This is a genomic window from Dactylosporangium sp. NPDC050688 (genome assembly GCF_040654515.1).
Classification (GTDB): domain Bacteria; phylum Actinomycetota; class Actinomycetes; order Mycobacteriales; family Micromonosporaceae; genus Dactylosporangium.
In genome coordinates, this window is record NZ_JBFAIC010000011.1 from 23,257 (window position 1) to 45,532 (window position 22,276).

Here is a 22,276-nt window from a genome sequence, read left to right on the forward strand (position 1 = left end):
GGGGCGACGTCAGAAGGCGTCGCCGGGCAGGGAACTGTCGAAGTCGCCGCCGACCGGCCCGAACGGCGTGCTGCCGGTGAGCCGGTCGGTGTGGTCGTGGTGGGTGTAGAAGTCCTCGGTGGCGCGGCGCTGGTGCGGGATCTCGGTCTGGATCCGCACCCGGGTGCCCGCCACAGCCGCGGAGATGCCCGGAAGGTCCGGCGGCTCGAGCTGCATCCGGGCGAAGATCCGGGCCAGGATGCGCTTGGCGACCTCCGGGTTCGCCGCGACGTCGTCGCGCGCTCCCAGCATCCGCAGTACGTCGTCGTCGAGCAGGTAGCTCTCCAGCTGCGGGCGGACGTCGTAGCAGCCGGCCTCGAGGACCGAGATCGGGTCGAGCACGCGGCAGTGGAAGCCGACCTCCAGCACCACGCAGTCACGTGACGTCGATGGCAGCGGAACGACGGCGGCCACCGTCTCCTGGCGGGTCGAGATCACGACGGCAGCCTCCGCATGGACGGCTTCGGCGGACCTCAGCATGGCGGTGCCTCTCGGCGCGACGACGTAGCGTCCGTCCGCCTGGAAGACGAGGACCGAGCCGGCGGGGCGCGGCGGAAGGTCGTCGAGACTGCGCTTGGGCGGGAGGATCAGCCATCGCCGGGTGGCCGGCAGCAGGCTCGTCGAGCCGACCACCGGGTATTCGGCGTCGGCGGATCTGCCGCTGCGCGCGATGGGTACCGACACGGTTTCGTGCACCTCGGACTGTGTTGTGGGGAGGCCATTGGCCGGATTCGCCCGGACCGTCTCCTGGCGGGCCCGGTCGACCTGGCCTGTCGCCGCCAGTCTTCCGCCGAAGGCTTCCGGTTCCATGCCGGACACCTACCGGTGTCCGGCTCGTGGTGGGCGCGGCGAGCCGGATCCGGTAGGCGTCGATGGCGCGTGGGCCGGCCTCTGCGGAGCGTCCCGCTCGCGGGTCTGTTCCTGCCGGCGGAGCCAGGCGCCGACGCATGCCGGTCTGAGCAGGGAACGTCCCGGTCTGGTCCGATGAGCAGCAGTTCTTCGACCGGTTGCGGGGAGCGGCTCCACGCTTGAGTCAGCGGGACGGGTGCCGGGTCGCCGGTCGTCGTGCGGGTGGTGGCGGCGCGGGAGCGCTGTAGCATCCGCGCTGATGTTCCCGTCGGTCCGTGAAGTGCTCGACCTCGACCCGGTGCGCAACGGTGCGCCGCGGGTCGTGGCGGGGGAGCGCGGCCTCGATCAGGCCGTCCGGTGGGTGCACAGCTCCGAGGTGCCCGACATCGCGAGCCTGCTGCGCGGCGGTGAGCTGATCCTGATCACCGGGATCGGGCTGCCACCCGACGACGCGGGGCTGCGGCGGTTCATCACCGACCTCGCCGACGTCGGGGCCTGCGGCCTGGCCGTCGAGATGGGGCGGCGGTATTCGCAGCGGTTGCCGGCGGTGATGGCACGCACCGCGGAAGAGCTCGGGTTCCCGCTGGTCGAGCTGCACCGGGGCACCCCGTTCGTGCTGATCACGCAGGCGGTGCACGGGATGATCGTGGACGCGCAGCTGGCCGAGCTGCGGGCGACCGCGGAGATCCACCAGCGGTTCACGGACCTGTCGGTGGAGGGCGCGGCGCCGGCGGAGGTGGTGGCGCAGACCGCGGCGCTGGCCGGGGCGCCGGTGGTCCTGGAGAACCTGTCGCGGCAGGTTCTCGCCTACGATGCGGCGGGCGGCTCGGCGGAGCTGCTGCTGGCGAACTGGGAGGCGCACTCGCGGGCGGTCCAGCCGCCCGGGCGCACCGGGCACGACGCGGAGGCCGGCTGGCTCGTCACCGTGGTCGGGGCGCGCGGGCAGGACTGGGGGCGGCTGCTGATCCGGCTGCCGGCGGCGGCGCCCACGGCGCGGTACGTGATCCTCATCGAGCGGGCCGCGTCGACGCTGGCCCTGGCGCGGCTGACCCGGCGCGACGACGTCGAGCAGCAGACCCAGACCGCGCTGCTCACGGCGCTGCTGCGGCACACCGGACCGGTCGACGACGTGGTCGTGCGGGCGCGGGCGCTGGGCGTGCCGCTGGAACGCCGGCACCTCGTCGGGGTGGTGATCCGGCCCGCCCGGGCGGAGACGGCGGCGCGGGCGCTGCGGGAGGCGGCGCTGACCGGGCTGGCCGGTGCGCTCGACGGTGACCTCGCCGGGGTCCTGCTCGCGCTGCGCAGCGTCGAGGAGGAGCCCGACGCGCTGCAGCGCCTCGCGGTGCGGGTCCGGGCCATCGCCGACGGTGACGTGGTCGTCGCGGCGGGCGAGGGGGTGGCGACGCCGAAGGAGGCGCGCCGGTCGCTGCTGGAGGCGAGCCAGGTCGCGATGTCGGTCCGGCACGCCGCGTCAGGGCCGGGAGAGGTGGTCCGGCTCGCCGACGTCGGGCTGCCCGGCCTGCTGCACATGCTGCGCGACGAGCCGCGGCTGCAGACGTTCGTGGAGCAGGAGCTCGGCCCGCTGCTCGCGCACGACGCCCGGCACCCGCGCGAGCAACTGCTCGGGGTGCTGCGGATCTACCTGGAGTGCGGGCGGAACAAGTCGGCGGCGGCGGAGCACAGCCACCTGTCGCGGCCGGCGTTCTACGAGCGGCTCGCCCGCATCCGAAAGGTGCTGGGCGCGGACCTGGACTCGGTGCGGGTCTGCCTGTCGCTGCACGTCGCGCTGCTGGCCCTGGACGCTCTCAGGGACTGATCAGCGTGGCTGGCTCACTGCATCGACAGGTGGACGTGGTTGGTGTGCGTGGCGGCCGGCCCGCCGCTGCCGCTGTAGCTCCGCCAGCCGCTGCTGGGCTGCCAGATCTGCCGGTACCAGATGACGTACTTGACGCCGAGGTTCTTCGCGTTGGCCACGCACCACGCGGCGAGGTTGTCGCCGTAGGCCTTGTCGCCGCCGCTCGCGTTCGCATTGACGAAGCCGCTGGTGTTCGCGGAGAAGTCGCAGGCCTTGCCGAGCGGATGGTCGCCACCCCCGCCGCTGCGGAAGCAGGAGGTGTACCGGGTGAAGCCGGCCAGCCTCGCCTCGTTGTAGGCGTTGAGCATGCGCGGCGAGATGCAGCCGTCGGCCGGCGTCGGGTCGTTGATCGTGCAGCCTTCCTTCGGGAAGGACCCGTCGGAGTTGCGCGCGACCGGCTTGGTGGTGACCCGGCCACCGCTCGGTGAGCTGCCCACCGCCCCACCGCCGCCGGCCTTGCGCAGGGCGTCCTCGGCGGCCTTCTTGTTCGCCTCCATGATCTTCAGCTGGGCCTGCTGGTTGGCGATCGCCGCGGCGATGTCCGCCTTCTGCTGCTCCAGCTTCCCGCGCGTCTCGGCCAGCTCGCGCAGGGCCCTGTCGTCGCGGGAGACCATGTATTCGATCGTCGACATGTCGTGCAGCAGCTCTTGAGGGTTGTTGCTGCCGATCATGACGTTGACGAGGCTGACCCGGCGGCCACGGTACGCGGCGCTGGCGACCGAGCCGGCCGCCACCTCCAGCTCCGCCAGCCGGGCCTGCGTCTTGACCAGCTCGGCCTCGATCGCGGCCTGGTCGGCCGTGGACTTGTCGAGGCGGCCCTTGGCGTCGTTGTACTCGCCGAGCGCCTTGTCCAGAGCTTGACGGACAGTGAGGTTGGTGCCACCGTCCTCGCCCGGCTCCGCGCGGGCGGGGTCGGCGAACACGACCACCAGCATGAGTGTGGTGGCCAGGAACGTGAGGATCCGTCGCGGCGCCGTCAACATCGCCGGACAGCATATCGAAGCAGCGTGAAAACGCCAGCGCGAGAATGGATCGCATGGACGACCTACTCAGCCGGCACCGGGGTGTCATGCCCTCCTGGATGCCGATCTACTACGCCGAGCCGATCGAGCTCGTCACCGGTAAGGGTGCGCGAGTCACGGACAGTAACGGCAGGAGCTATCTCGACTTCTTCGGCGGGGTGCTCACCAACTCCCTCGGCTACGACGTCCCGGACGTCCGCGAGGCCGTCGAGCGGCAGCTGCGGACCGGCATCGTGCACACCTCGACGCTGTACCTGATCCGCCAGCAGGTCGAGCTCGCGGAGAAGATCGCGCGGCTGTCGGGCATCCCCGACGCGCGGGTGTTCTTCACCAACTCCGGCACCGAGGCCAACGAGGCCGCGCTGCAACTGGCGACCAACGCCCGGCACAGCAGCACGGTCCTCGCGGTGCGCAACAGCTACCACGGCCGCACCGCCGCGACGATCGGCGTGACCGGCAACCGGGCCTGGTCCGCGTCGCCGCTCAGCCCGTTCAACGTCAGCTACCTGCACTCCGGCGACCGGCTGCGGGGCGTGCTCAAGGGCCTGTCGGACGAGGACTACCTGCGCGCCGCCGCCGAGGACCTGCGCGAGGTCCTCGCCACGACGACCGCCGGCCCCGTCGCGTGCCTGATCGCCGAGCCGATCCAGGGCGTCGGCGGCTTCACCAGCGGCCCCGACGGGCTCCTGCGGGTCTGGAAGGAGGTCCTCGACGAGCACGGCATCCTGCTGGTCTCCGACGAGGTGCAGACCGGCTGGGGGCGCACGGGCGAGCACTTCTGGGGGTACCAGGCGCACGGCGTGACACCCGACCTGCTGACCTTCGCCAAGGGTATCGGCAACGGCTTCGCCCTGGCCGGGGTGGTCGGCCGGGCCGAGGTGATGGAGTCGGTACAGGGCATCTCGTTCTCCACCTTCGGCGGCAATCCGGTCGCCACCGCCGCCGGCAACGCGGTGCTGGACTACATCGTGGCGCACGACCTGCAGGCCAACGCGGCCCGCGTCGGCGGCATCCTGCTCGACGGGCTGCGCGCGGTCGACTCGCCGGTCGTGGTCGAGGTGCGTGGCAAGGGCCTGATGCTCGGCGTCGAGCTGGTCGACGTGGCCACGACCAACGCGGTGTTCGAGGCGTGCAAGCGCGACGGGCTGCTGGTCGGCAAGGGCGGCCTGTACGGCACCACGATCCGGATGGGGCCGCCGCTCAACCTCAGCGAGGCCGAAGCGCGGGAAGGTCTGGAAATTTTGACCAAAGCGCTGACGGCCGTTGGGAGCGCTTCCGGCTGACACTCGTACATATACGGCTGAAAGGGCCGAACGGACCGAAGGGTCTGTTCGGCCCTTCTTCATGAAAACGGCCGATCGTCTCGGCCTCCCCGCATGTAACAAAACGGGCTATATCTGTGGCCGGCCCTGACGATCGCCCGGTCACGTCTGGTCTTCTTGGGCGGTCGTACCGCCGCTCCGCACCGTGTTGCCGACATGTGTCCAACGGCCATGAGCTGCACCTTTAGCTCGCTTTAAGATCCACTTCTTTGGTAACAGTTTGAAAACTTCACCCAACTCCTTGACAAGAAGGGCCCCTCAGTAAGAACTTTTACCACTAACAGTTAAGGAACTTTGCTGAAAAGGATCGACATGACACCTCGCGAGGAACTCACGACGGCGGTGCCCACCGCTGTCAGTGCCTCGCCCGTGTCGTCGATCCCGGCGGGCGCCAAGTCCGGCCCCCTGTCCGCTCCCATGGACGGTTTCCCGGCCATGGGCACCGGCGACAGCGTCCTGGCGAAGGTCCGGGCGCAGCTGCCCGAGCTCACCGGCGCCCTGCAGCGGGTCGCCGAGCTCATCCTCGCCGACCCCGCCGCGGCGGCCCGCTCGACGATCGTCGAGCTCGCCGAGCGCAGTGGCACCTCGCCGGCGACCGTGACCCGCTTCTGCCGGGCGCTGGGCTTCGTCGGCTACGCCGAGCTGCGCCTCGCCATCGCCGGCGAGACCGGCCGCGCCTCGCGGACCGGCGGCTGGACGATGGACATCGGCCGCGAGATCCAGCCGACCGACCCCCTGCAGCGTGTCCTCGGCCAGATCATGGCCGCCGACACCCAGGCGATGCACGACACCGCCTCGCTGCTGGACCTCACCGAGGTTGAGCGGGCCGCGGAGGCGATCGCCCGGGCCGACCGGGTCGACATCTACGGCGCCAGCGGCAGCGCCCTGGTCGGTGGCGAGATGCAGTTCTGCCTGCACCGCATCGGCATCGCCGCGTGGGCCTGGGCCGACGTGCACAACGGTCTGGCCAGCGCCGCGCTGCTGAAGCCCGGCGACGTGGCGCTGGGTGTCTCGCACAGCGGCCAGACCCGGGAAACCATCGAGATGATCGCCGAGGCGAGCAGCCGGGGCGCGACCACGATCGCGCTGACCAGCTTCCCTCGCTCGCCCCTGGCCGAGGTCGCCGACATCGTCATGCTGACCGCGACGCAGGCGACGACCTTCCGGCCCGATGCCCTCTCCGCCCGGCACCCGCAGCTGGTGGTGCTGGACCTGCTGTACATCGCGGTGGCGCAGCGCACGCACGAACGCGCGCACGCGGCATTCAGCGTCACCGCGCAGGCGGTCGCCGGTCACCGGTCGGCCAGTGGAAAAGAGGCATCCGCATGAGCGAGCGAAGCGAGCGAATCATGTTGCAGTCCATTGCGGAGCCTCGTGCCGCCGGTGAGCGAAGCGAGGCGGCGGCATGAGCGTCACCGCGCACGGCTACGTATCCGCGATCCAGATCCTCATCGACCGGATCGCCACCACCGAGGTCGACAACGTCAACCAGGCGGCCGACCACATCGTCACCGCGCTGCGCGCCGGTGGCCTCCTCCAGGCGTTCGGCACCGGGCACTCCGAGGCGGTGGCGGTGGACTTCGCCGGCCGCGCCGGCGGGCTCGTGCCGACGAACAAGATCCTCCTGCGGGACCTGGTCGTCTACGGCGGCCAGGACCCCCAGATCCTCGAGGACGAGAAGCTGGAACGCGACCCCCGGATCGCCGCCCAGCTGTACGAGATCGCCGCGCCGCGTCCCGAGGACGTGTTCGTGATGGCCTCACAGTCGGGGATCAACGGGGGGATCGTCGAGATGGCGCTGCTGATCAAGCAGCGCGGACACAAGTTGATCGCCATCACGTCGGTCGAGCACACCGAGCGGGTGTCCCCCAGGCACCCGTCGGGCAAGCGGCTCGCCGATATTGCCGACGTCGTGCTGGACAACGGCGCGCCGTACGGCGACGCACTGCTGTCGCTGGAAAGCGGCGGCGCGGTCTGCCCGGTCTCTTCGGTCACCAACGCGCTCATGGCGCAGCTGGTGGTCGCCGAGGTCGTGCGACGCATCGAGGCTGCGGGCGAGGTGGCTCCCGTCTACCTGTCCGCAAACGTCCCCGGCGGGGACGAGCACAACCACACCCTCGAGTCGCGGTACGCCGGACGTGTCCGGCGAACCGCCTGACCCGAACCGAGGAGACAGATCATGTCCGTTACCCCCGAGTCCCCGTCGCAGCCAATCGCGCTCTCGCGGCGGACCGTCCTCCAGCGCGCAGCCGTCGCCGGCCTCGTCGCCACCCCCGCGGCGGGCTTCCTCGCCGCGTGTGCCGACAGCGGCAGCGACGAGGAGCCGGGCGCCAGCAACACCGGCGCCGTCTCCGCGACCAACCCGCTGGGCGCCCCCGAGGACCAGCCGATCAACGTCGTCATCTTCAACGGTGGCTACGGCGACAAGTACGCCACCGAGGTGCACGAGCCGCTGTACAAGAAGGCGCACCCGAAGTCTGAGGTCAAGCACCAGTCCAGCCAGGCCATCTCCACCCTGGTGCAGCCCCTGATCGCGGGCGGCAACGCGCCGGAGTTCGTCAACAACTCCGGTGAGAAGTCGCTGGACTTCGGCGCGCTCGTCGCCGACGGCCAGCTGCAGGACCTGACCGCCCTCTTCGACGCGCCGTCGGTCGACGACCCGAGCAAGAAGGTCCGCGACACGCTGGTCCCCGGCACGGTGGACACCGGCTCGTTCAACGGCAAGCCGTACGTCCTGTACTACGTCTCGACCGTGTTCGGCATCTGGTACTCCGGCAAGCTCTTCGCCGACAACGGCTGGACCGCGCCGAAGACGTGGAGCGAGTTCACCGCGCTCTGCGACAAGATCAAGGCCAAGGGCATCGCGCCGTACGCCTACGCCGGTGCCAACGCCGCGTACTACCAGTGGAACGTCATCCTCACCAGCGCCGCGAAGATCGGTGGCGCGGACATCCTCAAGAACATCGACAACCTTGAGGACGGTGCCTGGAAGGTCGACGCGGTCAAGCAGGCCGCCGAGGCGTGGGCCGAGATCGGTGCCAAGTACAACCTGCAGGGCGCCGAGGGTCTCAAGCACACCGACGTCCAGCTCAAGCAGAACCAGTACCAGCTGGCGATGTACCCGTCCGGTGACTGGCTGGAGAACGAGCAGAAGAAGGACACACCGGCCGACTTCAAGTACCAGATGATGACCACCCCGAGCATCACCAGCTCGGACAAGCTCAAGTCGACGGCGCTGCGCGCGACCGCCGGCGAGGGCTACATGGTCCTGGCGAAGAGCAAGAACCCCAAGGGCGGCCTGGAGTACATGCGCCAGATGCTGTCGAAGGCCGGCGGCAAGGGCTTCACCGAGGTCGTCAAGGCGCCTACCGTTGTCCTGGGCAGCACCGAGGGCCTGACCTTCACCCCCGGCACGCAGTCGTCGCAGGACGCGCTGAAGGCGGCCGGCCAGGAGGTCTTCAACCTGTTCTTCGACGGCTGGTACAAGGACCTCGACAAGGAGGCCCGCACCGCCACCAACGAGCTGATGTTCGGTCGCATCAAGGCCGACGCGTTCGTCGAGCGTATCCAGAAGAAGGCCGACGAGATCAAGAAGGACTCGTCGATCACCAAGTTCAAGCGCTGATCGGAGCCTGATCATGCGGCATGGGAGACTCCCCTTCATTTTGGGGTTCTTGGTTGCGCCGGTAACGCTGTACTCGATCTTCGTTCTTTCGCCGTACTTCCAGACGGTCCAGCTGTCCTTCTACCAATGGCGCGGCTTCACGAAGAAGCGCTGGGTGGGGCTGGAGAACTACGATCGGATGTTCCACGCCGACCGGTTCTGGCAGGCCCTGGAGCATCACGCAATCATGCTCGTCACCCTGCCGCTGGCCACGATCGCATTCGCCCTGCTCTTTGCCTTCCTCTTGAACGTGGGAGGCAAAGGCAGGGGTGGCAAGACGTCGGGGGTCTGGGGGTCGAGTTTCTACCGGGTGGTGTTCTTCCTCCCCCAGGTCCTTGCCATGCCGGTCGTCGCCGTGCTGTTCGCGACGGTGTACCGGCCCAACGAGTCGGGCCTCATCAACGGCGTCCTGCTCAAGGCTGGACTGTCCGAGCCCATCGGGTTCCTGATCGAGAAGAACCTGGCCCTGCCGTCGCTCATCGCGGTGCTGGTGTGGCAGGCGGTCGGCTTCTACGTGGTGCTCTTCTCCGCCGGCATGGCCAATGTCCCGGGGGAGATCTACGAGGCCGCCGAGCTCGACGGCGCCAGCAAGGTGAGCCTGTTCTTCCGGATCACGCTGCCGCTGCTGTGGGAGACGATCCAGACCGCGTGGGTCTACCTGGGCATCCTGGCCTTCGACGCCTTCGCCCTGGTCTCGGTGCTCGCCCAGGACAACGGCGGCCCCGACGGCGCCACGACGGTGCTCGGCCTGGAGATCTACAACAACATGCAGCAGAGCCGGTACGGCGACGCCGCCACCTACGGTGTTGCGCTGTGCGTGCTGTCGCTGGTGTTCGCGGCGTTCACGCTGCGGGTCACCCGTCGCGAAACCTACGAGTTCTGAGAGGCCGGACATGACCACCACGATCGGCCGGGAGACGCCGGGTCAGCGCAGCGACAAGCCGGGCGCGCGTGCGGTGACGCAAGCCGCCCGCCCCCGCCAGAAGCTCAACATCGCCGGCGGCATCGGCCACATCTTCCTCGCCGTCTGGGCGCTGCTCATCCTGCTGCCGCTGGCCTGGGTGTTCCTCGCCTCGTTCAAGAACACGACCGAGATCTTCGCCGCGCCCTGGACCCTGCCGGCCGAGCTGCGCTGGGAGAACTGGAGCCGGGCCTGGACCAAGGCCCACGTCGGGCGGTACGTGCTCAACAGCGTGCTGGTCGTGACGGTCAGCACCGCCGGCACGATCCTGCTCAGCTCGATGGCCGCGTACGTGCTCGCCCGGTACCGGTTCTGGGGCAACCGCCTCATCTACTTCCTGTTCGTGGCCGGCATCGCCTTCCCGCCGTTCCTGGCGGTCGTGCCGCTGTTCTTCGTGGTGAAGAACTTCGGCCTGCTCAACACGTACTCCGGCCTGATCCTGGTGTACATCGCGTACTCGCTGCCCTTCACGATCTTCTTCCTGACGTCGTTCTTCCGCTCGCTGCCCAACTCGGTGGCGGAGGCGGCGACGATCGACGGGGCGTCGCACACCAGGCTGTTCTTCTCGGTGATGCTGCCGATGGCGAAGCCCGGCCTGATCAGCCTCACGATCTTCAACCTGATCGGCCAGTGGGCGCAGTACCTGCTGCCGCTGGTGCTCATGGCCGGCGCGAAGGACAAGTGGGTGCTCACGCAGGGCATCGCGGACATCTCCACGGCCGCCGGGTACGAGGCGGACTGGTCCGGCCTCTTCGCGGCGCTGACCATCTCGATCCTGCCGATGATCGTGATCTACATGATCTTCCAGCGGCAGATCCAGGCCGGCCTCACCGCCGGAGCAGTGAAGTAGCCCACCACAGGCACGCGCACCCCCGACGGTTTCCAGAAAACTGTCGGGGTGTGCGATGTAATGCGGTCGTGCTCGTCGCGGTGATGCCCTCAGGTGCCGGTGGTCTGCTGCGTCCGCTGGCGGACGACGGCGCTGTGCTCGGCCCCGAGCGCAGGGTCGACGACCTCGCCACGGCGGTCGCCGCGATCGAGGCCCGCGACCGCCCGCGCTGGCTGTGGCCGTCCACCGCCGAGCTCTATCCGCGCCTGCTCGCCGCCGGGGTGCGCGTGGAGCGCTGCCACGACCTGGAGCTGGCCGAGGCCCTCCTGCTCGGCGCCGAGGGGCACTGGGGCCAGCCGCGCTCGCTCGCCGCCGCCCTGGCCCGCCTCACCGGCGACCCCGTGCCACCCGACCCGCCCTCGCGCGCCGCGCTGCCGCCGGGCGAGGCGCAGGACTCCCTGTTCGACGAGACCTTCATGGCCGCGCCCCCGCCGCCGCTCGACGCGGTCCTGCGGGTCTTCGCCGCGCAGCGCCCCCGCACCGCCGCCGCGCCGTCCCTCGCCCCCGGCGGCGGCGCCATGCGCACCCTCGTCGCCGCCGAGTCCGCCGCCGCCCTCGTCGCCGGCGAGATGGGGTTCGCCGGCCTGCCCTGGCGCGCCGACGTCCACGACGCCCTGCTCCGCGAGCTGCTCGGCCCGCCGTCCCCGGTCGACGGCGGCCCGCCGGCCCGGCTGGTCGAGCTCAACGCCCGGCTCAACGAGGCGTTCGGCGCCCGCGTCCACCCCGACTCGCCCGCCGAGGTCCTGCGCGCCTTCGCCCGCCAGGGCATCACGCTGCGCAGCACCCGCCGCTGGGAGCTGCAGCACGTCGAGCACCCCGCCGTGCCGATCCTGCTGGAGTACAAGGAGCTCTACCGGCTGTGGGTCGCGCACGGCTGGTCCTGGCTCGACCAGTGGGTCACCGGCGGCCGGTTCCGCGCCGAATACATTCCCGGCGGGGTCGTCTCCGGCCGCTGGGCCACCCGCGGCGGCGGCGCCCTGCAGATCCCGCGGGTCGTGCGCAAGGCGGTCGTCGCCGACCCCGGCTGGACCTTCGTCGTCGCCGACGCCGGCCAGCTCGAGCCGCGCATCCTCGCCGCCGTCTCCGCCGACCACCGCCTGGCCCGGGCCGGCGCCGCCGGCGACCTCTACGCGGCGCTGGCCGCCGAGGCCTTCGACGGCGACCGCGCCAAGGCCAAGGTCGCCCTCCTCGGCGCCATGTACGGGCAGACCGGCGGCAACGCGGCACCCGCCCTCGCCGCGCTGCGCCGCTTCTACCCGACCGCCTGGGACCTCGTCGAGGAGGCCGCCCGCACCGGCGAGGCCGGCGGGCTCGTGCGCACCTGGCTCGGCCGCACCTGCCCGCCCTCGTCGGTCAGCTGGCGCGAAGGGTTCGACGAGCCGGGCCTGGAGGTCGACGCCCGCGGCGGCGCCAGGGGCCGCGCCCGCGGCAGGTTCACCCGCAACTTCGTCATCCAGGGCACCGCCGCCGAGTGGGCCCTCGTGGTGCTCGCCCGCCTGCGCACCCACCTCGCCGGCCTGGCCGCGGAGCTGGTGTTCTTCCAGCACGACGAGTTCGTGGTGCACTGCCCCGAGGGCGAGGCCGAGGCGGTGGTCGCCGCGGTGCACACGGCCGGCGACGAGGCCAGGCGGCTGCTGTTCGCCGACACCCCGGTGCGGTTCCCGCTCGACGTGGCCGTGGTGACCTGCTACGCGGAGGCCAAGTAGGGGCGGGTGCCGCCGCGGGAGCACTGGCCCGCCTCGGCCGTCACGGTAGGCGTGGGCGGCCGCGCCGGGCTCAGGCAGGCGTACGGCCCGCCCCGGCCATACCGCCACCCGGCCCGCCGGTCGCGCCCCGAACTGTTCGCCGGCAGCGGACCCGCAACCCAGTGGATTCCTGCTACCCGGTGGATCCCTGTGGTCAGCACCCCAGGGATCCACCGGGTAGCCGGCAGAGGGGGCCGCAGCGGGTGGTGTATGTCGGCCCACCCGGACCGCAGGGTCATCCGGCCTGGACTGCACCGGCCTGGTCGCCGCGCCGGTCGTGGCCCGGGCGCTCGATTGCCGGGCTGCGGGCGGTGGTCACCAGTCGGCGCTGGCGAGGTAGCGGGCCATCGCGTCGGTATGGGTCGGGAAGCACAGCTGCTGCGGGCCGACGCCGATCTCGAAGCCGAGTGACTCCTCGGTCGCCACCGACGCCGGGATCGCCGACAGGGGGCGCGGGGGCAGGACGCCGAAGATGATGAGGTTGCCGTTGGCGGTGCTCTGCACGTCGAAGAGGCGCACGTCGGCGGGGTCGGCCAGCAGCGTCGTCTCCTCGCGCAGCTCCCGGACCGCGCCCTCCTGCCAGGTCTCGCCGAGTTCGAGGAAGCCGCCGGGCAGCGCCAGCTCGCCGCGCATCGGCTCGATGTCGCGGCGGACCAGGACCAGGCCGCGGCCGTCGTCGGTCTCCACCGGCAGCAGCGCGACCGCGACCGGCACCGGGTTGCGCCAGGTCGTCTCGCCGCAGGAGGCGCACTGGCGGGGCCACGGGGCCCCCGACGCATAGGCGACACCGCAATACGAACAGTGATCGTGCAGGGCCATGAGCAAGGAGCCTACCGACGGTATTACGCTGAGCCTCGCGCTGGTGTCGCACCCGAGGAGTTCCCGCTGAGCACGATCGTCGGACTCGTTCTCGCCGCAGGTGGCGGCCGCCGATATGGCGGGCCCAAGGCGCTCGTGCGCCATGACGACGGCCAATTGCTGGTCGAGCGCGCTGTGGCGACACTGCGCGACGGCGGCTGCACCCGCATCGTGGTGGTCCTCGGCGCCGAGGCGGCGCGCGTGCGCGCCGAGGCGCAGCTGGGCGACGCGCGGCTGGTGGACAACCCGGGCTGGAAGAGCGGCATGGGCTCGTCGCTGCGGGTCGGGCTGGCCGCGGTCGCCGACGCCGAGAGCGAGGCTGACGCGGTCGCGGTCGCGGTGCTGCTGGTCGACACGCCCGGCATCGGGCCCGACGCCGTCGCCAGGCTGCTCGCCGCGACCGACGGCGGGTCGAAGTCGCTGGTGACAGCGTCGTACCAGGGAAAACGCGGCCACCCGGTGATCCTCGGACGGGACCACTGGGCCGGCGTGGCCACCCTCGCGACCGCGGACGTCGGCGCGCGGGCCTACCTGGCGGCCCACGCCGACCTGGTCCAGGCGGTGCCGTGCGAGGACATCGCCGACGACACCGACCTGGACGTGCCGCCCGAGCAGTAGCCGCCGAGCAGCAGCCACCGGGCGGTAGTCCGCCGAGCAGCAGCCGCCGGAGCAGTAGCCGCCCGGGCAGTAGCCGCGGAGCGCCGGGGCGCGCATAGTGGAGCGGTGCCGGACTTCGCGTCTCCGGCCGCACTGGCGGCCGGCCTGGCCGACGCGGGCTACCTCGCCGACGAGGGGCTCGCGATGGCGGGCTTCCTCGCGCTGCGCCTGCACCGGCCGATCTTCCTGGAGGGCGACGCCGGCGTCGGCAAGACCGCGTTCGCGGCCGCCCTCGCCGAGACCGCCGGCCTCGAGCTGATCCGCCTGCAGTGCTACGAGGGCCTCGACGCCTCCCACGCCCTGTACGACTGGGACTTCGCCCGCCAGGTCCTGCACCTGCGCGCGGTGGAGACCGCGGCGCACGGCACCCTGTCGGCCGCCGACCTGGAGGCGGACCTCTACGACCGCCGGTTCCTGCTCGCCCGGCCGCTGCTGCAGGCGGTCGAGCGGGCACCGTGCGTGCTGCTCGTCGACGAGGTCGACCGGGCCGACGACGAGTTCGAGGCATATCTGCTCGAGGTCCTCGCCGACGCCGCCGTGACCGTGCCGGAGCTCGGCAGGATCACCGCCGCCGTGCCGCCGGTCGTCGTCGTCACCAGCAACCGTACCCGCGAGGTGCACGACGCGTTGAAGCGCCGCTGCCTGTACCACTGGGTCGGGCACCCCACCCCGGAGCGGGAGACGGCGATCCTGCACCGCCGCCTGCCGGGCCTCGACGAGCGCCTCGCCGCGCAGGTCGCCGCGGCCACCGCCCACCTGCGGACCCTCGACCTGGTCAAGCCGCCCGGCGTCGCCGAGGCCATCGACTGGGCCGCGGCGCTGCGCGCGCTGTCCGCGGACACGCTGACCGCCGAGCTCGCCGCCGCCACCCTCGGGGTGGTGCTCAAGGTCCGCGAGGACATCGCCCTGGCCGCGGGTGCCGTCGGTGCTCGTTGAGCTGGCCGGGAAGCTGCGGGCGGCCGGCCTGCCGGTGACGCTGGACCGGCTCGCGGCGTACGCCGAGGCCCTCGACGCGGCCGGGGTCGCCCACGCGTACTGGGTCGGCCGGCTCACGCTGTGCGGCTCGCCCGAGGACATCGCCCGCTACGACGCCGCCCTCGCGCCGCCCGCCTCCGCCGCCCGCGGCCCGTCCTGGCAGGTGCGGCGGCTGCCAGAGCGCTCGCTCTTCCGGGCCACCATGCCGCCGTCCGCGGCCACCGCCGACCAGGACCCGGCGCTGTCGGTGCAGGCCGCGGCGACCGAGGTCCTGCGCCACCGGGACATCGCCACCCTGTCGGACGCCGAACGCGCCGAGGCCGCCGCGCTGCTCGCCCGGGTCGCCACCGCCGACATCACCCGCCCCGGCCGCCGGCACCGCCCCGCCGGCCACGGCGGCGTCGACCGCCGGCGCAGCGTCCGGGCGATGCTGCGGGCCGGCGGGGAGCCCCGGCCGCTGCTGCACCAGGTGCGCTCGCCCCGCCCGCGCCGCCTGGTGCTGCTGATCGACGTGTCCGGGTCGATGTCACCGTACGCCGACGCCCTGCTCCGCCTCGCCCACGCCTTCACCCGGCACCGTCCACGCTGGACCGAGACGTACTCGCTCGGCACCCAGCTCACCCGGCTCACCCCGGCGCTGCGGATCCGCGACGTGGAGGCGGCGCTGCGGGAGGCGGGCCGGCTCATCCCCGACTGGCGCGGCGGCACCCGCCTCGCCGACGGCGTCGCCGCGTTCGTCCGCCGCGACGGTCACCGGGGCGTGGCCCGCCGCGCCGCGGTCGTGGTCTTCAGCGACGGCTGGGAGTCCGCGGACCCCGCCCGGCTCGGCGCCACCGTCGCCCACCTGCACCGCCTCGCCGCGCGGACCGTCTGGGTCAGCCCGCACGCGGGGCGCCCCGGCTTCGCCCCCACCGCCGGTGGCCTCGCCGCGGTGCTCCCGCATGTCGACGCGCTCGTGGCGGGGCATACGGTGGCGGCGCTACACGCCGTCCTTGAGGAGGTCCGCCGTGCGTGAGGTTCTCAGCGATCTGCTCGGCTGGTGGGAGTCCGGCCGTACCGTCGGCATGGCCACCGTCGTGCGGACCTGGCGCAGCTCGCCGCGCCCCGCGGGGGCCACCATGCTCGTCGGCCCGGACGGCACCGCCGTCGGCAGCGTCTCCGGCGGCTGCGTGGAGGGTGCCGTCTATGAGCTCTCCCAGGAGGTCGTCGAGTCCGGTGTACCGGTCGTGCAGCGGTACGGCGTCAGCGACGACGACGCGTTCGCGGTCGGGCTGACCTGCGGCGGGATCATCGAGCTGCTGGTCGAGCCGGTGTCGCGGGACACGTTCCCGGAGCTGGACGCGGTGGCGGCGGCGATCACCTCGCGGGACCCGGTGTCGGTGGTGTCGGTGGTCGAGGGCCCGCCGGAGCGGATCGGCCGGCGGATGGTGGTGTGGCCTTCCGGCGTGTCGGGCTCGCTAGGGTCCGAACGCCTTGACGCTGCCGCCGCCGATGACGCCAGGGGGCTGCTCGCCGCGGGGCGGACCGACACCCTGCACTACGGCCTGGACGGCGAGCGGCGCGGCGAGGGCCTCACGCTGTTCGTCGCCTCCTACGCCCCGCCGGCCCGGATGATCGTCTTCGGCGCGATCGACTTCGCCGCGTCCGTGGCCCGCATCGGCGAGTTCCTCGGCTACCACGTCACCGTCTGCGACGCCCGGCCCGTCTTCGCCACCACGAAGCGCTTCCCGGGCGCCGACGAGGTCGTCGTGGACTGGCCGCACCGGTACCTGCGCGCGGAGCTCGACGCCGGCCGGGTCGACCCCCGCACCGTGGTGTGCGTGCTCACCCACGACCCGAAGTTTGACGTGCCGGTGCTGCAGGTCGCGCTGCGGGAGGACCTCGCGTACGTCGGCGCCATGGGCTCCCGCCGGACCCACGACGACCGCCTCGCCCGCCTCCGCGAGGCCGGGATGACCGAGCAGGAGCTGGCCAGGCTGTCGTCGCCGATCGGCCTCGACCTCGGCGCGCGCACCCCGGAGGAGACCGCGGTCAGCATCGCCGCGGAGATCATCGCCGGGCGTTGGGGCGGTGGCGGCGCCCGCCTCACCACCACGGTCGGCCGCATCCACCACGACGTGGCCGAGCACCGGGCGGTCTGAACCGCCGGCCGGGGTCTACGGCGCCTGGCAGTCGGGGTGCTGATCGCGGCTTCTGCGCAGCTCGTCGAGCAGCTGCTGCCCGACCGGCGACAGGGAGACCCGGCGGCTCGTCCGCGCGAACAACCGCGCCCCGACCCGCAGCTCCAGGGACCGGATCGTCTGGCTGATCCGCGCCGTCGTCACGTGCAGGCGCGCGGCCGTCCGGCCGAAGTGCAGTTCCTCAGCCAGCGTGAGGAACGCCTCCAGCTCGTGCCGCGCCGCACCGTGGGGATTGATCCGTCGATCCTCGCCCACATCGCCGCCGAGCGACAATCGAGGGCGAGTCCGGGATACGACAGTTCGCGCGGGCCGTGCCCCGCCGCTTTGTCAAGGTCCAGATTCGTGGAAGTCAAGACCCGCGGAGGGTTGCGTTTATCACCGCTTCTGGGTTCTGCTGATCAGGCAGTGGCCCGGGTGCGTCCGCCGCGCGACGGGCCGTTTCGGCACGTCCCCGCGGGAGGCAATCGTGTCCTCTTCCCATCGAGTCCGGGTGAGCGTCGACGTCGACGGCAGTCGCTACGTTGACGACGTCGAGCCCCGGACGCTGCTGGTCCATCATCTTCGAGAACGTCTCGGCAAGATCGGCACGGTCGTCGGCTGCGACACCAGCAACTGCGGCTCGTGCACCGTCCTCATGGGCAGCGCCGACGGCGAGCAGCACTCCGTCAAGAGCTGCTCCGTGCTGGCGGTGCAGGCCGACGGCACCGCCGTCACCACGATCGAGGGCCTCGCCGGTCCGGACGGTTCCCTGCACGCCGTGCAACAGGCGTTCCACGAGCTGCACGCCCTGCAGTGCGGCTTCTGTACCCCCGGGATGATCCTGTCCGCGGTCGACCTCCTGCGGGACAACCCTGCCCCGACCGAGGCCGAGATCCGTGAGGGCCTGTCCGGCAACCTGTGCCGCTGCACGGGGTACCAGAACATCATCCGCGCGGTGCAGTCGGCGGCAACGGCCCTGCAGGCGTCCGCCGAGGCCGCCCTGCCCAAGGAGGCGACGGTATGACCGGCCCGGAGCGCAGCGGAGGGCTGGGCATCATGGGCGCAGTCTCGAGGTCAGGGCGGCGCCGGAGCGTAGCGGAGGTGACGTCATGACCGCGGTCATCGAGCCCGAGGCCGCCGCCGGCGAGGTCGGCGCGGCGCGCCGGCGCAAGGAGGACGCGCGGCTCATCACCGGCCGGACCCGGTGGACCGACAACGTCGTGCTGCCGGGGATGCTGCACCTGGCGATCCTGCGCAGCCCGCACGCCAGCGCCCGCATCGTGTCCGTCGACGTCCGGCCGGCGCTGCGGCAACCCGGCGTCATCGACGCGTTCAGCGGGGCCGACGTCGCAGACGTCCAGGGCAGCCTGCCGTGCGCGTGGCCGGTCACCGAGGACATCGTCCATCCGGTCCGCCCGCCGCTCGCCGACGGGTTCGTGCGCCACCACGGCGAGGCGGTGGCGGTCGTCGTGGCCCGCGACCGCGACAGCGCCGTCGACGCGCTCGAGGCGATCGAGGTCGAGTACGAGCCGCTGGCCCCGGTCCTGGACCTGGCGGCCGCGGCACGCGACGAGGGGCTGGTCCACCCCGACAAGGGCACGAACCGCTCGTACACCTGGGTCTTCGACTCCGCGCAGGCCGGCACCGGCACCGACGTCGCCGACGCGGCCGCGTCCGCCGAGGTGACGCTGCACCGCCGGTACATCCAGCAGCGGCTCATCCCCGCGTTCATGGAGCCGCGCAGCGTCGTCGTCGACCCGGGGATGGGGGAGTACACCATCTGGTCGGCGACGCAGATCCCGCACATCCTGCGGGTGTTCTACGCGCTGCTCACCGGCGTGCCCGAGCACAAGATCCGGGTCATCGCGCCGGACGTCGGCGGCGGGTTCGGCGGGAAGCTGCAGGTCACCCCGGAGGAGATGATCGCGTTCTTCGCCGCCAGGCGCGTGCAGAAACCGGTCAAGTACACCGAGACCCGCGGCGACTCGATGCTGTCGGCGCACCACGGGCGCGACCAGATCCAGGACATCACGCTCACCGCGACCCGCGACGGCACGCTGACCGGCGTCGACGTGAAGCTCATCGCCAACATGGGCGCCTACCTCGGCCTGGTCGGCCCGGGCGTGCCGGTCCTCGGCGCGTTCATGTTCAACTCGATCTACAAGGTGCCCGCGTACCGCTTCGAGTGCACCGGCGTGTTCACCAACACCACCATCACCGACGCCTACCGCGGCGCGGGCCGGCCCGAGGCGACGTACGCGATCGAACGCGCCATGGACGACCTCGCCGCCGAGCTCGGCGTCGACCCCGTCGAGCTGCGCCGCAAGAACTGGATCAAGGCGGAGGAGTTCCCGTTCACCACCGTCGCCGGGCTGGTGTACGACTCCGGCGACTACGACGCCGCCACCGACAAGGCCCTCGACCTGTTCGACTACGCAGGGCTGCGCGCGGAGCAGCAGCGCCGCCGGGACAGCGGTGATCCCGTGCAGCTCGGCATCGGCGTGTCCACCTACACCGAGATGTGCGGCCTGGCGCCGTCGCGGCTCCTGGGCGCGCTGCGGTACGCCGCCGGCGGCTGGGAGACCGCGTCCGTCCGGGTCCTGCCGACCGGCAAGGTCGAGGTGGTCACCGGCACCAGCCCGCACGGGCAGGGCCACGTGACGGCGTGGAGCCAGATCGTCGCCGACGAGCTCGGCGTCGCCTTCGAGGACGTCGAGGTCCTGCACGGCGACACCCGCACGTCGCACAAAGGCCTGGACACGTACGGGTCCCGCTCCCTCGCCGTCGGCGGGGTCGCGCTGGTCGAGGCGTGCCGCAAGGTGCGCGACAAGGCCCGCGTCGTCGCCGCGCACATGCTGGAATGCAGCCCCGACGACATCGAGTTCACCGGCGGGGCGTTCCGCGTGCGCGGCACCCCCGACGCCAGCAAGACGCTCGCGGACACGGCGTTCGCGGTGTTCGCCGCGCACGACCTGCCCGACGGCGTCGAGGCCACCCTGGACGCGGACGCCACGTTCGACCCGCAGACGTTCTCGTTCCCGCACGGCACGCACCTGTGCGCGACGCTCGTCGACACGCAGACCGGCCACGTCGGCATCCACCGGTACGTCGCCGTGGACGACGTGGGCAAGGTCGTCAACCCGCTCATCGTCGAGGGCCAGGTGCACGGCGGCGTCGCGCAGGGCATCGCGCAGGCCCTGCACGAGCAGGCGGTGTACGACGACTCCGGCACCCTGCTGACCGGGTCGTTCGTCGAGTACACGATCCCCAGCGCCGCCGACCTGCCGCAGTTCGTCACCGACCGCACGGAGACCCCCGCGACCTCCAACCCGCTGGGCGTCAAGGGCGTCGGGGAGGCCGGCGCCATCGCCTCCACCCCGGCCGTCGTCAACGCGATCGTCGACGCGCTGCGCCCGTACGGCGTCGACGACATCCTCATGCCCTGCACGCCCGAGCGGGTGTGGCGGGCGATCAAGCGCGGAGGTGCGTCGTGATCCCCGTGGCGTTCGACTACGTCAGACCATCCACAGTGGAGGAGGCGGTGGCCGCGCTCGGCGCGGCGGACGAGGCGAAGGTCCTCGCCGGCGGCCAGTCGCTGCTGCCGGTCCTGCGGCTGCGGCTCGCCGCGCCGACGCTGCTGGTCGACCTCGCCGGCGTGCCCGGCCTCAGCGGCGTGCGGCTCGACGGCGACACCCTCGTCGTCGGCGCGATGACCACGCACGCCGAGGTGGCCTCCTCGGATCTGGTACGGCGGCACGCCCCGCTGCTCGCCGCGGCTGCCGCCACCGTCGGGGACCGCCAGGTGCGCCACCGCGGGACGCTCGGCGGCTCGCTCGCGCACGCCGACCCGGCCGCCGACCTGCCCGCGGTCGCCGCCGCGCTGGACGCGACCTACGTCGTGCAGGGTCCGTCCGGGCGGCGCGAGGTGAGCGCCGCCGACTTCTCGGTGGACCTGTTCACCACGGCGCTCGCCGTCGACGAGGTCCTCGTCGAGGTGCGGCTGGCGGGCGCGGACGGCTGGTCGACCCACTACGAGAAGTTCCACCGCATGGCGCAGGCCTGGGCGATCGTCGGGGTGGCCGTGGCGGTGTCGCGCTCCAACGGCACCATCTCCGGCGCCAGGGTCGCGCTGAGCAACATGGGCCCGGTGCCGCACCGGTCGGTGGAGGTCGAGGCGGCGCTGACCGGTTCGCCGGCCACCCCGGAGGCCGTCGCGGCGGCCTGCGTGTCCGTGTCGTCGGGCACGTCACCGGTCGACGACCTCACCGCCTCCGCGGACTACCGCCGCGACCTGGCCCGCGTCCTCACCGCCAGGGCGGTGTGCAAGGCCCTGGGCATCTGAGCCCGTCCGTTCGGGGCCGTCCGGTTCGCCGGACGGCCCTCCGTCCGCCCCGCCGGTGCTGGCACGGCGGCGGGTCAGGGCGGCCACGGGTCAATTGTGTGCGCGCGCACAGGCCTGGTCGCGGGTTTCGGGGTGACCGTGCTGCGCGGCGCGGCGGGACGGGACTATGGTCGGAGCGTGGCCCGGGTCGCCTGGCGGGCCGTGCCGCCGAGCGCTGGGGGTCTGACGACCGTGCTGCTGGAACACAGTTTCACCGTGCCCGTCCCGGTGTCGCAGGCCTGGGACGTGCTGCTGGACATCGAGCGGATCGCGCCGTGCATGCCGGGCGCCGCGCTCAGCTCGTTCGAGGGCGACGACTTCGCCGGCACCGTCAAGGTGAAGCTGGGCCCGGTGAGCCTCACCTTCAAGGGCAAGGGCAGGTTCGTCGAGCGGGACGAGGCGGCCCACCGGGTCGTGATCACCGCCTCCGGCGCCGACAGCCGGGGCGGTGGCACCGCCTCGGCGCGGGTGACCGCGTCCCTGCACGACGACGGCGACGCGCAGACCAGGGTCGAGGTCGCCACCGACCTGGACATCACCGGCAAGGCCGCCCAGTTCGGCCGCGGCCTCATCGGCGACGTCAGCGCCAAGCTCATCGGCCAGTTCGCCGACTGCCTGGCCGGCAAGCTCGCCGCCGGCGCTCCTCCTGCCGAGGAGGTGGCCCAGGTGGCGGAGACGATCCAGCGGGAGCCGGCCCTCGCCGCGTCCGCGCCGACCGCGTTGTCGGAGTCGTCGGTGTCCGTGGAGCCGAGCGAGGAGGTCGAGCCGATCGACCTCCTCGCGGTGAGCGGCGTCGGCTCGGTCGTGCGGCGAGCCGTCCCGTATGTCGTCACCGCCGCCGCCAGCTTCGCCGTGGTGTTCGGCATCATCTGGTGGATCAAGCGGCGGTGACCGTCGCCG

Annotated in this window: 19 protein-coding genes and 1 pseudogene; 16 read left to right on the forward strand and 4 right to left on the reverse strand. The window is 72.2% G+C overall.

From position 1 onward, the window contains the following. Positions 1–9: 9 nt before the first annotated feature. Positions 10–723 (reverse strand): hypothetical protein, encoded by a 714-nt coding sequence (locus tag AB0H83_RS13295; RefSeq protein WP_360091762.1) that lies wholly within the window; start codon positions 721–723, stop codon positions 10–12. A 424-nt stretch (positions 724–1,147) separates the two neighbouring features. On the opposite strand from AB0H83_RS13295, the gene AB0H83_RS13300 reads away from it, so the two are divergent. Continuing rightward, the gene (locus AB0H83_RS13300; protein ID WP_360091765.1) at positions 1,148–2,704 is read left to right on the forward strand and encodes a PucR family transcriptional regulator ligand-binding domain-containing protein; all 1,557 of its coding nucleotides are present in this window, start codon (positions 1,148–1,150) and stop codon (positions 2,702–2,704) included. Positions 2,705–2,718: 14 nt separating this feature from the next. Here AB0H83_RS13300 and AB0H83_RS13305 read toward each other — a convergent pair whose 3' ends face one another. Then, positions 2,719–3,726: a hypothetical protein gene (locus AB0H83_RS13305; protein ID WP_360091768.1), complete on the reverse strand. Its 1,008-nt coding sequence runs from the start codon at positions 3,724–3,726 to the stop codon at positions 2,719–2,721. A gap of 53 nt (positions 3,727–3,779) precedes the next feature. Between AB0H83_RS13305 and AB0H83_RS13310 the strand changes: the two genes are divergently transcribed. From AB0H83_RS13310 to AB0H83_RS13340, 7 genes are all read left to right on the forward strand, one after another. Continuing rightward, positions 3,780–5,048, forward strand: coding sequence for an aspartate aminotransferase family protein (locus AB0H83_RS13310; protein ID WP_360091771.1), 1,269 nt, complete (start codon positions 3,780–3,782; stop codon positions 5,046–5,048). A 456-nt stretch (positions 5,049–5,504) separates the two neighbouring features. Further along, positions 5,505–6,416: a MurR/RpiR family transcriptional regulator gene (locus AB0H83_RS13315; protein WP_360092212.1), complete on the forward strand. Its 912-nt coding sequence runs from the start codon at positions 5,505–5,507 to the stop codon at positions 6,414–6,416. A 76-nt stretch (positions 6,417–6,492) separates the two neighbouring features. Further along, a complete protein-coding gene (locus tag AB0H83_RS13320; protein WP_360091774.1) occupies positions 6,493–7,245 on the forward strand; it encodes an SIS domain-containing protein in 753 nt (250 codons plus the stop codon). 21 nt (positions 7,246–7,266) lie between these two features. Continuing rightward, on the forward strand, positions 7,267–8,712 hold the full coding sequence (ngcE, locus tag AB0H83_RS13325; RefSeq protein WP_360091777.1) for an N-acetylglucosamine/diacetylchitobiose ABC transporter substrate-binding protein: 1,446 nt from the start codon (positions 7,267–7,269) through the stop codon (positions 8,710–8,712). Positions 8,713–8,761: 49 nt separating this feature from the next. Further along, positions 8,762–9,634, forward strand: a complete 873-nt coding sequence (locus AB0H83_RS13330) for a sugar ABC transporter permease (protein ID WP_360091780.1) — start codon at positions 8,762–8,764, stop codon at positions 9,632–9,634. A 10-nt stretch (positions 9,635–9,644) separates the two neighbouring features. Next, entirely contained in the window at positions 9,645–10,562 is a 918-nt protein-coding gene (locus AB0H83_RS13335) for a carbohydrate ABC transporter permease (protein WP_360091783.1), read from the forward strand. Positions 10,563–10,645: 83 nt separating this feature from the next. After that, the gene (locus AB0H83_RS13340; RefSeq protein ID WP_360092215.1) at positions 10,646–12,307 is read left to right on the forward strand and encodes a bifunctional 3'-5' exonuclease/DNA polymerase; all 1,662 of its coding nucleotides are present in this window, start codon (positions 10,646–10,648) and stop codon (positions 12,305–12,307) included. A gap of 354 nt (positions 12,308–12,661) precedes the next feature. Here the strand turns inward: AB0H83_RS13340 and AB0H83_RS13345 are convergent, their stop codons facing one another. Then, on the reverse strand, positions 12,662–13,165 hold the full coding sequence (locus tag AB0H83_RS13345) for an NUDIX domain-containing protein (protein ID WP_360091786.1): 504 nt from the start codon (positions 13,163–13,165) through the stop codon (positions 12,662–12,664). Positions 13,166–13,240: 75 nt separating this feature from the next. Between AB0H83_RS13345 and AB0H83_RS13350 the strand changes: the two genes are divergently transcribed. The 4 genes from AB0H83_RS13350 (at position 13,241) to AB0H83_RS13365 (ending at position 16,977) form a co-directional block, all read left to right on the forward strand. Next, the gene (locus AB0H83_RS13350) at positions 13,241–13,822 is read left to right on the forward strand and encodes a nucleotidyltransferase family protein (protein WP_360092218.1); all 582 of its coding nucleotides are present in this window, start codon (positions 13,241–13,243) and stop codon (positions 13,820–13,822) included. A gap of 105 nt (positions 13,823–13,927) precedes the next feature. Continuing rightward, positions 13,928–14,797 carry a MoxR family ATPase gene (locus tag AB0H83_RS13355; protein WP_360091789.1) on the forward strand — a complete coding sequence of 290 codons (870 nt, stop codon included), beginning with the start codon at positions 13,928–13,930 and terminating at the stop codon, positions 14,795–14,797. Further along, on the forward strand, positions 14,787–15,851 hold the full coding sequence (locus tag AB0H83_RS13360) for a VWA domain-containing protein (protein ID WP_360091792.1): 1,065 nt from the start codon (positions 14,787–14,789) through the stop codon (positions 15,849–15,851). Before AB0H83_RS13355 ends, AB0H83_RS13360 begins: the two co-directional genes overlap by 11 nt. Continuing rightward, positions 15,844–16,977, forward strand: coding sequence for an XdhC/CoxI family protein (locus AB0H83_RS13365; protein ID WP_360091795.1), 1,134 nt, complete (start codon positions 15,844–15,846; stop codon positions 16,975–16,977). Before AB0H83_RS13360 ends, AB0H83_RS13365 begins: the two co-directional genes overlap by 8 nt. Before the next feature lie 57 nt (positions 16,978–17,034). On the opposite strand, the pseudogene AB0H83_RS13370 reads toward AB0H83_RS13365, so the two are convergent. Then, positions 17,035–17,223, reverse strand: a pseudogene (locus AB0H83_RS13370) (LysR family transcriptional regulator); the annotation flags it as partial. A gap of 283 nt (positions 17,224–17,506) precedes the next feature. Between AB0H83_RS13370 and AB0H83_RS13375 the strand changes: the two are divergent. From AB0H83_RS13375 to AB0H83_RS13390, 4 genes are all read left to right on the forward strand, one after another. Then, positions 17,507–18,019 (forward strand): (2Fe-2S)-binding protein, encoded by a 513-nt coding sequence (locus AB0H83_RS13375; RefSeq protein WP_360091798.1) that lies wholly within the window; start codon positions 17,507–17,509, stop codon positions 18,017–18,019. A gap of 85 nt (positions 18,020–18,104) precedes the next feature. Then, a complete protein-coding gene (locus AB0H83_RS13380; RefSeq protein ID WP_360091801.1) occupies positions 18,105–20,489 on the forward strand; it encodes a xanthine dehydrogenase family protein molybdopterin-binding subunit in 2,385 nt (794 codons plus the stop codon). After that, positions 20,486–21,337, forward strand: a complete 852-nt coding sequence (locus AB0H83_RS13385) for a xanthine dehydrogenase family protein subunit M (protein WP_360091804.1) — start codon at positions 20,486–20,488, stop codon at positions 21,335–21,337. Before AB0H83_RS13380 ends, AB0H83_RS13385 begins: the two co-directional genes overlap by 4 nt. A gap of 177 nt (positions 21,338–21,514) precedes the next feature. Further along, the gene (locus AB0H83_RS13390) at positions 21,515–22,267 is read left to right on the forward strand and encodes an SRPBCC family protein (RefSeq protein WP_360091807.1); all 753 of its coding nucleotides are present in this window, start codon (positions 21,515–21,517) and stop codon (positions 22,265–22,267) included. Positions 22,268–22,276 lie beyond the last annotated feature (9 nt).